The sequence below is a fragment of the Bradyrhizobium sp. th-b2 genome (assembly GCF_000426785.1).
Classification (GTDB): Bacteria; Pseudomonadota; Alphaproteobacteria; order Rhizobiales; family Xanthobacteraceae; genus Bradyrhizobium; species Bradyrhizobium septentrionale.
Window position 1 is genome coordinate 54,061 of sequence record NZ_AUGA01000047.1, and the last position, 12,789, is coordinate 66,849.

Consider the following 12,789-nt stretch of genomic DNA (forward strand, 5'->3'; position numbering starts at 1 on the left):
TCAGAGTCCAAGACACTCCCGGATATCCATCAGGCTGCGGCGCAGCCAGGTCTTCACCGTGTTCACCGGCGTCTCGAACTTTGCGGCGAGCTGTTCGCGGCTCCAGCCGTTGTAATAGGCGAGCAGCACGAGCTTCTGACGATCCGGCTCCAGACGACCGACGCACTCCAACAACCGCTTCAACTCTTCCGTCATTTCCCGTCGCGCCAGCGGATCGGGTGAGTCGGCGGCGACTTCCATCGCGGCCGGCTCATCTTCCAGCGAGGACTCGCCTCGCTTGCGCACAACGTCGATGGCGCGGTTGCGCGCGATCGACGTCATCCACGTGATCGGGGACGACAGGGCTGGGTTGAACTGCCCGGCGCTGTTCCAGATCTTGACGTAAGCCTCCTGAATGACCTCCTCTGCGAGGTCCTGTCGCCGCAAGATACGGAGCACGACGCCGAAGAGTTTCGCGCGGGTCGCGGCGTACAACCGCTCAAAGGCGGCCTCATCCCCCCTCGCGACGGCGGCGATTAGCCAGACCAGCTCAGCCGGCGTCAGCATCTTGCGCCCCCCAAGCCTGCATCAAGCCTGCATCCCCCATCGCCTCATTGCCACCGTGCCGCCGATCGTCCGGTCCGGACCGGTGGTAGCATATTTTGGGACACCACGATCCGCCAAGTAGGCGCCAAGTGGCCGGCTTGTGGACAGCGCCCAACAAAAAGCCCGGGCGATCGGCCCGGGCTCTCAATCTGGTCAGCGGAGGGAGCGAGATATCAGGCGATGACGCCGAGACGGGCCCGCATCAGGCCGATCGAATCCATGTCGGCCTGTTCGCGAGCGCTCTCCTCCGCGCGTTCGCGCGCCTGATCGCGCTCGTCGAGCAGTTCGACCTTCTTCAGCTCCTCGAAAGCCTCCGACAGCAGCGCCTTGGCGTCGTCGAGCTGGGCGCGCAGTTCGTCGGCCGAGCGGGTCAGGTTCTCGCGGCGCTGGATCGCGGCCTTGGCATAGGTCGGATAGGCGAAGTGCGTGGGGTCGTTGATCCCGGCGCGCTCCTGTTCGGTCTGGATCTCGCGCTCGAGTTCGACGGACATGCGCTGGAAGTCGGCGATCATGCCTTCGATCTGGGTAACCCGACGGCGCTTTTCATCGACCTGAAACTTCTTCAGGCGGATCAGCGTTTCACGTGACTTCATCGACTCATACTCCCCAGAAGTCCCAATTCTGAACGCGGGACAGAGCCGGCACCCCCCTGGGCCCCGCCGGCATAGCTATGGTGTGCCGGAGATGATGGCCTGACAAAGTTAGCGTTCCGTTTCCAAACCCGACAGGATTTGAGCGAGTTGCCGGTAGCCGTCGCCAAGGCTGGTCGCCTCCTCCTTGGCCTGGCGCAGGTAGGCCTCGAGCGGCTCATGCAGCCGGATCGCCTCGTCGACCTCGGGGCTGGAACCCGGCCGGTAGGCCCCGAGCCGGATCAATTCCTCCATGTCGGCATAGGTCGCCATCACCTGCCGCGCCTTGTTGATGTAGGGCAGGAAGTTCGGATCGGCCGACTTCGGCATCGTGCGCGAGACCGACTTGAGGATGTTGACCGCGGGATAGCGGCCGCGCTCGGCGATTGCCCGCTGCATTACAATATGACCGTCGAGGATGCCGCGCACCGCGTCCGCGATCGGCTCATTGTGGTCGTCGCCGTCGACCAGCACGGTGAAGATCGCGGTGATGGTACCGTCGCCGGTACCCGGCCCGGCCCGCTCCAACAACTTCGGCAGCTCGGTGAACACGGTCGGCGTGTAGCCCTTGGCGGTCGGCGGCTCGCCGGCCGAGAGGCCGATTTCGCGTTGCGCCATCGCAAAGCGCGTCACCGAGTCCATCAGGCACAGCACGTCCTGGTCCTCATCGCGGAAATACTCCGCGATGGCGAGCGTGAGGTACGCCGCCTGGCGCCGCATCAGCGCCGGCTCGTCCGAGGTGGCGACCACCACGACCGAGCGCGCCAGCCCCTCCTCGCCGAGGTCTTCCTGGAGGAATTCTTGCACCTCGCGGCCGCGTTCGCCGATCAGCCCGATCACCGAGATCGCGGCATCGACATTGCGCGCCAGCATCGACAGCAGCACCGACTTGCCGACGCCGGAGCCGGCGAAGATGCCGAGCCGCTGGCCGCGGCAGCAGGTCAGGAAGGTATTGAGACCGCGCACGCCGAGATCGAGCGGCGGACCGACCCGCTTGCGCGAATGTGCAGGGGGCGGCGAGTTGCGGTAGGACATCGGTGAGGCGCCCTGCGGCAGCGGGCCCTTGCCGTCGATCGGTTCGCCCATCGCGTTGACGACGCGGCCGAGCCACGCCGGCGACGGCCGCACCTGGCTCGCCGCATTGGCGATGACCGCGCGGCAACCGCGCCTGACACCCTCGAGCCCGCCGAACGGCATCACCACCGCGTTCTCGCCGGAGAAGCCGATCACCTCGGCCGGGATGAAGCGGCCTGCACCGACGTCGATCACGATGCGGGCGCCGACCGACATCGCGTGAATGGGCCCCGCGATCTCGACCATGAGCCCGCGAACACCGACCACACGGCCATAAATATTGACGCCGTCGATGCCGCCGATCTGCTCCGCGAGCGCCTTCATTGCGAAAACCTTAAGTTTCCGCGATTTTGCTCCAGCCGCTTAACTTCGTGTTTACCCGCATCATTAATCATTGCGTCACTGTCTTTGGTGACTGAGGTCGCTTGCCCATCAGAAGAAGGGCGAGTCGCGAGAGTCGGTTAGGCCCGCCTCTTAATCTGGAATCTGAACGAGCGCGGTTAGGAAAACCTACTTCTACGCAATATCTTAGGGCGATTCGACAAAAATTGCACGGTTAGAGCTTGCGTGAAGGAATCAGTTTTTGTTAACCATATCTCGTCAGGATCCGAATCAGTTGTTCAAAGGCGTTTTGAGTGCCGCAAGTGCGGCCGACCTGACGCCCGGAGCGGCGACTATAGGGGACTGGCATGCGCGTTTTGCTGATTGAAGATGATAGCGCCGTCGCGCAGTCGATCGAATTGATGCTCAAATCCGAGAGTTTCAACGTCTACACGACGGATCTCGGTGAAGAAGGCGTCGATCTCGGCAAGCTTTACGACTACGACATCATCCTGCTCGACCTCAACCTGCCCGACATGTCCGGTTATGACGTGCTGAAGCAGCTCCGGGTCTCGAAGATCAAGACTCCCATTCTGATCCTCTCCGGCCTTGCCGGCATCGAGGACAAGGTCAAGGGTCTCGGCGTCGGCGCCGACGACTACATGACCAAGCCCTTCCACAAGGACGAACTGGTCGCCCGCATCCACGCGATCGTGCGCCGCTCCAAGGGCCACGCCCAGTCGGTCATCCAGACCGGCGATCTCGTGGTCAATCTCGACACCAAGACGGTCGAGGTCGGCGGCCAGCGCGTGCACCTGACCGGCAAGGAATACCAGATGCTGGAGCTGCTCTCGCTCCGCAAGGGCACCACGCTCACCAAGGAAATGTTCCTCAACCACCTCTACGGCGGCATGGACGAGCCGGAGCTGAAGATCATCGACGTCTTCATCTGCAAGCTGCGCAAGAAGCTCGCCAACGCCTCCGAGGGCCGCAACTTCATCGAGACCGTGTGGGGCCGCGGCTACGTGCTGCGCGAGCCGCACGAGGCCGACGAGCGCATTCCCGCCTGACCTTCTGGCGCCGCAGCGAACCCAGGGTTCGCTCCTCCCGACCTCAACCCCGCCGCAAATGGCGGGGTTTTTGTTTGCGATGCTACGCGACCGGCGTTGCCGCGAGCGCCGCGACGAGATCCGCGCCCTTCGGGACACCGAGACCCGTGCAGGCGCTCCAACCGCGACCTGCATCGTAACCCTTGCCGCGGACGCGGTTGTTGCCCTGCTCGATCGAGCTGAACAGCGCCTGGTTGGCATAGAGTGTGGAATTAACGAAGCCGAGCGGCGCGTCACGCGCCGCATTGGCGATCGCGATCAGTCCGGCCCATAGCGGCGCGACTGCGCTGGTACCGTCCTTGATCAATACCGCACCGTTAAGCACGATGCGGTAGCCCGGCGTGGCGGCCGCTGCCGCGGCGACATCGGGAACACCGCGCCGCACGGCTCCGTCATTGACGGAGGCCGGCAGCGCGAGGGCGGACTGATAGGCCGGCACCGGAAACACGTCGCTGATCCCGCCGCCGGTGCCGCTGACGCCGTCGTTCCAGACGATTTCCCCATTGAGCGTCGCATCGGCATCGCCGGCCGCAGGCTGCGTACCGCCACAACTGAGCACATAGGGACTCGACGCGGGAAACCAGACATGGGCCTTGCCATCGTCCAATCCGCCGGTCGCAAGCTCGTCACCGGCCGCGAACAGCACCGTGACCTTCAAGCGCTGGGCGTCGGCCAACACCGCCTGCATCGCGTCGCGAGCGGACGAGCTCCAGAACATCTCGGCGCTGCCCCAGCTGACGGACAAGACCTGCGGCCGGTTGGCGTCGTCGAAGATCGCATGATTGATTGCGCCGACCAGGCTCTGAATGGTGTTGCCGGCGAAATAGACCACGATCCGCGCCTTCGGCAGCAGGCCGGCCAGGATCTGGAGATCGAGCGCGATCTCCTCGTCGGACATCGTGCCGCCGCCAAATTGATTGCCGATCCCCGGCGCCGCAGCAGCCCCGGCCATGGTTGTGACCGCTTTGTCGACAACTTCAGGCGGGTCGCGCCCCATCGCCGTCAGCGCCTGCGCCAGGTCGGTGGCGAGATAACCGCCGCCCAGTGCGATGATGCCGACACAGACTTTCGAAACATCGCGATCGAGCGGAATGCCGTAGCGCGCGGCGACATCCGTCGGCCACAAGCCTGCACCGGCTCCGGCCCCCGCGAGCGCGCGCAGCCGCTCCGGCGGCCTCGACACCGGCCGTTGGTCAAAGCCCAGGATCGCGCGGGTCCACGGCGCGATGTCCTTCGGTACGACCAAGGCGCCGACGCGGGCGCGGAAGCGGCAACGGCCGTCGTCATAGACGCGAAGCGTTGCGCCGAGCACTTCGCTCAACAGGCGTGCCGTAGCCTCCAGCGTGACGGTTCGCTGCGACAGATCGATTTCAAGCACCGTGACGCGATACTGCGCCGCCAGCTTCCTGATGCGTGCAGCGGCGCGGCCGTGGGTGCGGCGGCGCTGCACTGCCAGCGCGTGCCGCGTGATCGGCTTCGCCAGCCGGGCAAGATCGCCGGCGCTGCCCGGCTGGAACGCGTCGGGCGTGCGCCGCTTCAGGTAGATCGTGACGACGATGCGTTCGTCCGGATCGACCTCGCCGACATAGGTCGCACCCGGCGGCTCGGCGCGATAGCTGCCTGCGAGCTGAATCTTTTGCCCGGTCACCGGTGCATCCAACAGCCTATTTCCCCGTGCAGCCGCTCGGCTGCGGCGGGGTCTGGGTGTCGTCGATCGCGCAGAACGGGATCGACCAGACGAAGTCTGCGGAGGTGGCAATCTGCGTGAGGCCGGGCATGCCCTGGAAGATCGGCGGCTGAGTGGAGAAACGCCAGAACCAGTTGGGCTGGATCGGGCCGAGCGGCGCGCCGTTGTTGTCGAATCCGGCGCCGGTGGTCGCAGCACCCGTGTTGTCCCAGGCCGCGCGGCCGTGGCAAGTCATGCACGAGGATTGATCGACAAAACCCCGCTCGGTGACCGAATTGCCGACACGGATGTCGAGGCCGGTCGCATCGGTGAAATCGGTCTGCGATCCCTTGAGACAATAATTGGCGAATGCCGGATCCCAGTTGGCGGATGCGATCATCGCCGCCAGCGCCGGCGTCTTCACGCAATCAGGATAGGCCTGGTTCGGCTGCGGATTCGGGTTCATCGGGTTGGTCTGCGCGCCGAACGCGTCGTGGCAGCCGATGATGTCGCAGCGTCCGGGATTGAACTTGTGCTCGAAGGTCGCCCACGTCCAGTTCGGGGCCGCCTTGGAGATGATGTGCATGGAGACGAAGGCGTATTGCTGGCCGTCGGAGCCGGTGTTGACGTGGTAGAGCTTGGGCACGTCGGCGAGCGAGACCCTGCCACCGCTGAATTCCGGAATATCCGTCACCAGCATCCAGTTCGCCTTCACCTCCATCGCGGCAACCGGGAATGACAGGGTCTTGCCAAACGCCGTGCGAAGACCGGACACCTTGTACAGGTTGTTCTGGACGATGAAGTCGAACGACTCCTTGTTGCGGCGGGTTTCCTCGAGGAAGCCCGCGCCGGGCGGAATCGCCGGCAACAGCTTACCCGACTGCTGCAGCGCCAGACGGCCCAGCCTCGGCACCGCGGGCTGGTGCAGCGCGAGCGGCGCTGGCGCCCTCGGGAATTGCGGATTGGCCTTGAACGTATCGGAGTCGCTGGCCCAAGTCTCGAACAGAGCATTGCTGCCGCCGGCGCTCGTATTGACCTGAATGAAGAACTGCCAGGCCAGTTGGTCCGGCTCATTCATCGCCGGGTTCGGCGTCGTTTGCGCCACGGCTGGACCAACAGGAAGCAGACACAAGCCGCAACCGAGCACGGCGTTGACCAATCGTCTCATCGTCATCCTCCTCCAGCATCGCAGGGCTCAGACACGGTCTGCCGATTGCGGATCGGCACGCATGTGGCCGGCGCCATCACCGAGGTGACCGCGCGCCAATCACCAAAGGTTGCATTCCATATAGAGGACGATTGCTGATTTCCGTGTGAAGCGGCTCACAGGCGGCCCCGGCATGTGGGCCCCTGATGTCCCTAGCTGCCGGGATTTCGAACCGAAGCTTCGCGAACTGCGACCAATGGGCTATACGACGACCGACAAGCGGCAGTTCGGGCGCATCACATGATCCTGCAATCCCTCGCCGGCCTGCCGGCGTTCCTGGTCTATTTTTGCACGGCGCTGATCGCCGTGGTCGCCTACCTCTTCGTCTACACGCGCGTCACACCGCACGACGAATTCCAGCTGATCCGCGACAATGATCCGGCGGCGGCGATTGCGCTCGGCTTGAGCCTGCTCGGCTTCGTGCTGCCGGTGGTCAGCGCCATCGCCCACTCCGCCAACGTGATCGACTGCCTGATCTGGAGCATGATCGCGCTGATCGTGCAGATCATCGTCTATTACATCGTGAAGATCCCGGTGCCGAGCCTGTCGGCGCGGATCGCCGCAGGCGAGCTCGCGCCGGCGATCTGGCTCGGGCTGTCCTCGCTGGCCGCAGGCGCGCTGAACGCGGCCTGCATGATCTACTGAGCCAATGAGCTAACCATGGCGCGCAAACCGAACCCGGATTTCGGCAAGCGGCGGCTGGTCGTGCCGGAGGTGCAGCCGCGGCCGGAGCCACCCTCCAAGCGCTCCAACCATGTCGCGCTGCTGATCATGGGCACGCTCGCGGTCGGCGGCAGCGCCTACGCGCTGATGCCGCGGCCTAATTGCCAGCCCGTGCAGCCGCCGCCACCGGGCGTCACCGCTCCGGGCACCACTGCGCCAGTGCCCCCGCAACCCGGCGTCGATTGCACGGCGCGCAGTTCGTCGTCCGGTTCGGGCGGCAGCAGCGGCGGCTCCTCACGCAGCAGCTTCTACAGCAGCAGCTCCTCGTCGGGCGGCTCGTCATCCTCGTCGAGTTCGTCGTCGAGCTCCTCGGTCAGCCGCGGCGGCTTCGGCTCGTTCGCGCATGCGTTCGGCTTCGGCGGCGGCGGATGAGCATTTTGTGGTGTCATCGGCGCGTCATCGCGCTTTCGCTTGCCCGGCCATCCCGGCTGGTGGACACTCGGCGCGGCTCCGCAGATGACAGGGATTGCGTCGATGAAACGCTCGCGCCGCGTATGGCTGAAATTGATGGGAAGTATTGCGATCGGCGCGGCGTCGATCGGCCTGACGCCAGGTCAGGCTCGCAGTCACCACCATGCAGGGCACCGACCGAAGAAAAAGCAGCCCGAGCAAGTGTCGCCCTCCGGGGGCTTCGGCGGCGCTCCGCGCACCATCGCCCGCTATGGCGACGGCGATCCCTCGCATGGCGGAAGCTAGAGCATGATCCGGAAAAGTGGACACCGGTTTTCGGCGCGACAAACGCGAAGCGTTTGCGCGGAGATCATGCTCAAGCAAACCTGACACCAGGCTGACACGCGTCGTCTGAAGATCACGGGCCACCCTCATGCAACGCATCGCATGCCCCGAGCGCGACGATTGGCAAACGACCGCCGAGAACGCCGGCTTCACCTTCCACAGCATTGACGGCGAACGTTACTGGGACGAGCGTGCCTATTACGCCTTCACGCTGGACGAGATCGAGCGCGACATCGAAGCGCCGACCGGCGAGATCGAGGCAATGTGCCTCGAGCTCGCCGGCCGTGCGGTCAAGGACGAGCGCTATCTGCGCCGGCTGAAGATTCCGGAGGCGTACTGGGATCTGATCGCTGTGAGCTGGCGCCGCAAGAACCCGAGCCTGTACGGCCGGCTCGATCTCAAATTCAGCGGCAGCGGCCCGGCAAAGCTGCTCGAATACAACGCCGACACGCCGACCTCGATCTTCGAGGCGGCGGTGTTTCAATGGACCTGGCTCGAACAGGCGATCGCGCGCAACATCATCCCGAAGCGCGCCGACCAGTTCAACTCGATCCACGAGGCGCTGATCGGGGCCTGGAAGACGATCGGCGCGACCCACCCGCTGCACCTCACCGGCCTGACCGGAAATGCCGAGGACGCCGGCACGCTCGCCTATCTCGAGGACACCGCAGCGCAAGCCGGGCTGAAGACCACGCTGCTCGACATCGAGCAGATCGGGCTGCGCAACGACGGCCAGTTCGTCGACCTCGACGAATGCCCGATCAGGCTGGCGTTCAAGCTCTACCCGTGGGAGTGGATGTTTCACGACGCGTTCGGCAAGAATCTCGCGGCCGCGCCGACGCAGTGGATCGAGCCGCCCTGGAAGGCGATCCTGTCCAACAAGGGCATCCTGCCGCTGCTGTGGGAGATGTTCCCGAACCACCCCAATCTGCTGCCGGCCTATTTCGAGGACGACCCGCAGGCAGCTCAGCTCGGCACCTCCTACGTACGCAAGCCGATCTATTCGCGCGAGGGCGCCAACGTCGAACTGGTCAGCGCCGGCCTTACGCTGGTCGCAGAGGAAGGCCCCTACGGCGCCGAAGGCTTCATCCGCCAGGCGCTGGCGCCGTTGCCGAATTTTTCCGGGCAGTACCCTGTGCTCGGCAGCTGGCTGGTCGACCACACGCCGTGCGGGCTGTCGATCCGCGAGGACGAGAACCCGATCACCGGCAACACCTCCCGGTTTCTGCCGCACGCGATCTTGTAGCGACTTCTAAGCGCTGCTCTGCCTCCGTCATCCTGAGGAGCGCGCTCTTGCGCGCGTCTCGAAGGATGAACGGCCCGGCTGTCTGCCATCATCCTAAGACGCAAGTTCGAAGAACGTGCGGCCACCGCCCGGGCCGTCGATCCTTCGAGACGCCGCTTCGCGGCTCCTCAGGATGACGGACAGGAGGTTCGATCACGCGGAGAATGACGCGCTCAACGCGCAGCCGACGCCACCGCCTTCAGCACATGAACCGCGGCGCCGGCACGCGCAACCGGAGCAACGCTCGGCTGATACAGCCCGCGCCGCTCGGGATAGGGCCTGAACAACGTGGTGATGCCGACCACGGACTCCGCCGCGCCGAGCGCCAGCACGCCGTCGGGCTCGAGCATCCTGGCGATCTTGCCGAAGATGCCGGCCTTGGTCTGCTGATCGAAATAGATCAGCACGTTGCGGCAGAAGATCACATCGAAGCTACCGAGATGCGACAGGTCCTGCAGCAGATTGAGCTGACGGTGCTGCACCATGCCGCGGATATCGGCGTTGAGCTGCCACAGCTCGCCCTTCTGCACAAAATACTTCACCAGCAGCTGGATCGGCAGGCCGCGCTGCACCTCGAACTGGCTGAACAGGCCGGCCTTGGACTTTTCCAGCACCGCCTGCGACAGGTCGGTGGCGACGATCTCGATGCGCCAGCCGGTGAACAGCGCGGTCATTTCCTTCAGCAGCATCGCGATCGAATAGGGCTCCTGCCCGGTCGACGATGCCGCGCACCAGATCCGCAGGCTGCGGCGGGAGGCGCGTGCCTGCGCCAGCGCGGGCAGCACCGCGTCCTTCAGATGGTCGAACGGGATCTTGTCGCGAAAGAAGAAGGTCTCGTTGGTGGTCATCGCCTCGACCACTTCCGATGTCAGCGGCTCGGCGTCGCCCTTCATCCGTTGCACCAGCTCGGGAATGCCGGCGAGGTTCGACCGGCGCGCCAGCGGCAGCAGGCGGCTCTCGACGAGATATTGCTTGTCGGGCGACAGATCGAGGCCGGAACGTTCCTTCAGCAGCTTACGCAGATACTCGTAGTCCAGCGGCGTCACGCACGGTCTCCCGAAAACACGCGAACAAGTTTCGGTGCGATCTGATTGAGCGGCAGCACGGCGGCGCAGATTCCGGCATGGACCGCGGCACCGGGCATGCCCCACACCACGCTGGTCGCTTCGTCCTGGGCGATCACGCTGCCGCCGGCGGCGACGATATCCTTGCCGCCGCGCATGCCGTCGGAGCCCATGCCGGTCAGGATCACCGACATGATGCTGCCCTGCCAGACATCGATCGCGGAGGTGAACATCGGGTCCACCGCGGGCTTGCAGAAATTGACCGGCGGTCCGTCGTCGAGCGCGATGGTGGCATCGATGCCGTGGCGGGCGATGCGCATGTGGCGTCCGCCCGGCGCCAGATAGATCTGACCCGGCTTGATGCTCTCGCCGTCGATTGCCTCATGTGCCGGACGCTTGCTGGCGCGCGCCAGATGCTCGGCGAGAATGGTGGTGAAGGTCGGCGGCATGTGCTGGGTGATCAGCACCGGGAAGCGATCGATCACCGGTCCGATCTCGCCGACCAGCAGCATCAGCGCCTGCGGGCCGCCGGTGGAGGAGCCGATCAGCAGCACCTTCGGCGGCAGCAGGCCGAACGCGCGGCGCACAATCGGCGCCGCCGCGGCGGGGGCAGCGGGCGCTCCTGGAGCCGCCGTGCGCAGTCTGTCATGTCCGGGCGCAAGCGGCGGGCTCGCCGTCGTGTGCGCGGTGCCGCGCCGCGCCTTGGCGCCTAGATGACGGATCTTCTGGATCAGATCGTGACGGAAGGTCTCCGCGGCGGTCGCCTCGCGCGTGCTTTCCGGCTTCGGAATGTAGTCGGACGCGCCGAGCGACAACGCCTTCAGGCTGATCTCCGCATTGCGGCGGGTCAACGTCGAGGCCATGATGATGACGAGGTCGCGCTTCTTCGCCAGGAGCTGCGGCAGCGCCGAGATGCCGTCGAGCTCAGGCATCTCGATATCGAGCACCGCAACGTCGGGGTTGATGCGCTCGAGCTGGTTGACGGCATCAAGGCCGGTGCGCAGCGATGCCACGACCTCCATGTCGGGCTCGGCACCGATCCAGCGCGAGATCATCCCGCGGATCACCACGGAATCGTCGACCACCATCACCCGCACCTTGTCGGTACGGGTCGACGTCGGGACCGCAGCACTTGTCAACGCAATACTCATGACTTCACCAGCGACGCAACACGACGCACAACAAACCGTTGAGCCGAAGGCTTCTGCCGCCGGATCGAACGATCGACTTAAATCAGACCGACTTCCTGGAACTTCGCGGTGACGATGTCCCGGTCGAACGGCTTCATGATGTATTCGTTGGCACCGGCATGCAGCGCGCGTGCGATATGCGCGACGTCATTCTCGGTGGTGCAGAACACGACCTTGGGCTGATCGCCGCCGGGCATGCGGCGGAGATTGCCGAGAAACTCGTAACCGTCCATGACAGGCATGTTCCAGTCGAGCAGCACCGCTTCCGGCATCGCCCGCTTGCAGGCTTCGAGCGCCTTGGCGCCGTCCTCGGCCTCGATGATCTGGAAGTCGAGCCCTTCCAGGATGCGGCGGGCGACCTTGCGAATGACGCTTGAGTCATCGACAACAAGACAGGTTCTCATTTGCGACCTCTACTTCCTCATCCCCGGTGGGATGTTTCAGTTCTTCAGTTCTGGCGGCCCTGTTCACGCCGCTTTGGCGTTGGGCACCAGTTCGAGCACGCGATCGATATCGAGGACGACCATGAGCTGGCCGTCGAGGCGGTAGACGCCGCCGGCGAGCTTGGCCATGCGGGGATCGAGGTTGACCGGGTTGTCCTGGCGGCTGTCGTCGGGCAGCCGCAGCACTTCGCCGATCTGGTCGATCAGGAGGCCATAGGATTCGCCGCGCTGGTCGACGCCGACCGCCATCGGCGGCTGGCCGTCAGCGGCCTTCGGCAGCCCGAGCCGGGCGCGCATGTCGACCACGGTGACGATGCGGCCGCGCAGATTGAGCACGCCGGCGATCTCGGTCGACGACAGCGGCACCCGCGTCAGCCGCTCCGGCATGAACACGTCCTGCACCCGCGAGATCGGTAAGCCAAACAGCTGCCCGCCGATCACAGCGGTGACGTATTCGGCCATCGCGCCTTCACTGGTCTCGGTCTTGCTGGTCATCGATGCTGTTTCCTTCGAGTCCTTCGTTTGAGCATGATCTGATCGGAAAACCGGTTCCCACTTTTCCGGATCATGCTCTAGGCCGCCCGGCGCAGTTCGGCGGTCTGCTCTTTCAGCGCCGCGATCAGTCCGGGACGGTCAAACTTGGCGACATAGTCGTGGAAGCCGGCCTGCCGGCCGCGCTCGATCGCCGCCGGCGACACCATCGCCGACAGCGCGATGATCGGCAGCCCGATCAGATTGTGGTCAGAGCGGATGTTCTC

The 12,789-nt window shown here is 65.0% G+C and carries 15 protein-coding genes; 5 read left to right on the forward strand and 10 right to left on the reverse strand.

Annotation, left to right across the window (positions count from 1 at the left end):
• The 3 genes from K359_RS0136470 to fliI form a co-directional block, all read right to left on the reverse strand.
• Positions 1 to 546: a sigma-70 family RNA polymerase sigma factor gene (locus K359_RS0136470; protein WP_029083680.1), complete on the reverse strand. Its 546-nt coding sequence runs from the start codon at positions 544 to 546 to the stop codon at positions 1 to 3.
• 212 nt (positions 547 to 758) lie between these two features.
• Complete coding sequence (gene fliJ / locus K359_RS0136475; RefSeq protein ID WP_016848565.1) at positions 759 to 1,178, reverse strand: flagellar export protein FliJ; 420 nt, start codon at positions 1,176 to 1,178, stop codon at positions 759 to 761.
• Positions 1,179 to 1,286: 108 nt separating this feature from the next.
• Complete coding sequence (fliI, locus tag K359_RS0136480; protein ID WP_029083681.1) at positions 1,287 to 2,612, reverse strand: flagellar protein export ATPase FliI; 1,326 nt, start codon at positions 2,610 to 2,612, stop codon at positions 1,287 to 1,289.
• A gap of 365 nt (positions 2,613 to 2,977) precedes the next feature.
• Between fliI and ctrA the strand changes: the two genes are divergently transcribed.
• Positions 2,978 to 3,679, forward strand: a complete 702-nt coding sequence (gene ctrA, locus K359_RS0136485; protein ID WP_016848562.1) for a response regulator transcription factor CtrA — start codon at positions 2,978 to 2,980, stop codon at positions 3,677 to 3,679.
• An 82-nt stretch (positions 3,680 to 3,761) separates the two neighbouring features.
• Here ctrA and K359_RS57590 read toward each other — a convergent pair whose 3' ends face one another.
• The gene (locus K359_RS57590; protein WP_156928848.1) at positions 3,762 to 5,366 is read right to left on the reverse strand and encodes a S8 family serine peptidase; all 1,605 of its coding nucleotides are present in this window, start codon (positions 5,364 to 5,366) and stop codon (positions 3,762 to 3,764) included.
• Between the two features lie 16 nt (positions 5,367 to 5,382).
• Positions 5,383 to 6,552, reverse strand: coding sequence for a hypothetical protein (locus tag K359_RS61935; RefSeq protein ID WP_156928849.1), 1,170 nt, complete (start codon positions 6,550 to 6,552; stop codon positions 5,383 to 5,385).
• Between the two features lie 279 nt (positions 6,553 to 6,831).
• Here K359_RS61935 and K359_RS0136500 point away from each other — a divergent pair, with 279 nt between their 5' ends.
• The 4 genes from K359_RS0136500 to K359_RS0136515 all read left to right on the forward strand — a co-directional run bounded on the left by K359_RS0136500 (position 6,832) and on the right by K359_RS0136515 (position 9,295).
• Positions 6,832 to 7,236 carry a DUF350 domain-containing protein gene (locus tag K359_RS0136500; RefSeq protein ID WP_029083682.1) on the forward strand — a complete coding sequence of 135 codons (405 nt, stop codon included), beginning with the start codon at positions 6,832 to 6,834 and terminating at the stop codon, positions 7,234 to 7,236.
• 15 nt (positions 7,237 to 7,251) lie between these two features.
• The gene (locus K359_RS0136505; protein ID WP_029083683.1) at positions 7,252 to 7,686 is read left to right on the forward strand and encodes a hypothetical protein; all 435 of its coding nucleotides are present in this window, start codon (positions 7,252 to 7,254) and stop codon (positions 7,684 to 7,686) included.
• Between the two features lie 102 nt (positions 7,687 to 7,788).
• Entirely contained in the window at positions 7,789 to 8,010 is a 222-nt protein-coding gene (locus K359_RS0136510; protein ID WP_029083684.1) for a hypothetical protein, read from the forward strand.
• Between the two features lie 127 nt (positions 8,011 to 8,137).
• Positions 8,138 to 9,295, forward strand: a complete 1,158-nt coding sequence (locus K359_RS0136515) for a glutathionylspermidine synthase family protein (RefSeq protein ID WP_029083685.1) — start codon at positions 8,138 to 8,140, stop codon at positions 9,293 to 9,295.
• Positions 9,296 to 9,507: 212 nt separating this feature from the next.
• Here the strand turns inward: K359_RS0136515 and K359_RS0136520 are convergent, their stop codons facing one another.
• From K359_RS0136520 to K359_RS0136540, 5 genes are all read right to left on the reverse strand, one after another.
• Positions 9,508 to 10,380 carry a protein-glutamate O-methyltransferase CheR gene (locus K359_RS0136520; RefSeq protein ID WP_029083686.1) on the reverse strand — a complete coding sequence of 291 codons (873 nt, stop codon included), beginning with the start codon at positions 10,378 to 10,380 and terminating at the stop codon, positions 9,508 to 9,510.
• The gene (locus tag K359_RS0136525; protein WP_029083687.1) at positions 10,377 to 11,549 is read right to left on the reverse strand and encodes a chemotaxis response regulator protein-glutamate methylesterase; all 1,173 of its coding nucleotides are present in this window, start codon (positions 11,547 to 11,549) and stop codon (positions 10,377 to 10,379) included. Before K359_RS0136525 ends, K359_RS0136520 begins: the two co-directional genes overlap by 4 nt.
• 77 nt (positions 11,550 to 11,626) lie before the next feature.
• Positions 11,627 to 11,992: a PleD family two-component system response regulator gene (locus K359_RS0136530; RefSeq protein WP_029083688.1), complete on the reverse strand. Its 366-nt coding sequence runs from the start codon at positions 11,990 to 11,992 to the stop codon at positions 11,627 to 11,629.
• A 63-nt stretch (positions 11,993 to 12,055) separates the two neighbouring features.
• A complete protein-coding gene (locus K359_RS0136535) occupies positions 12,056 to 12,526 on the reverse strand; it encodes a chemotaxis protein CheW (RefSeq protein WP_029083689.1) in 471 nt (156 codons plus the stop codon).
• A gap of 77 nt (positions 12,527 to 12,603) precedes the next feature.
• On the reverse strand, positions 12,604 to 12,789 hold a 186-nt coding region (locus K359_RS0136540), incomplete at its 5' end, for a hypothetical protein (RefSeq protein ID WP_029083690.1).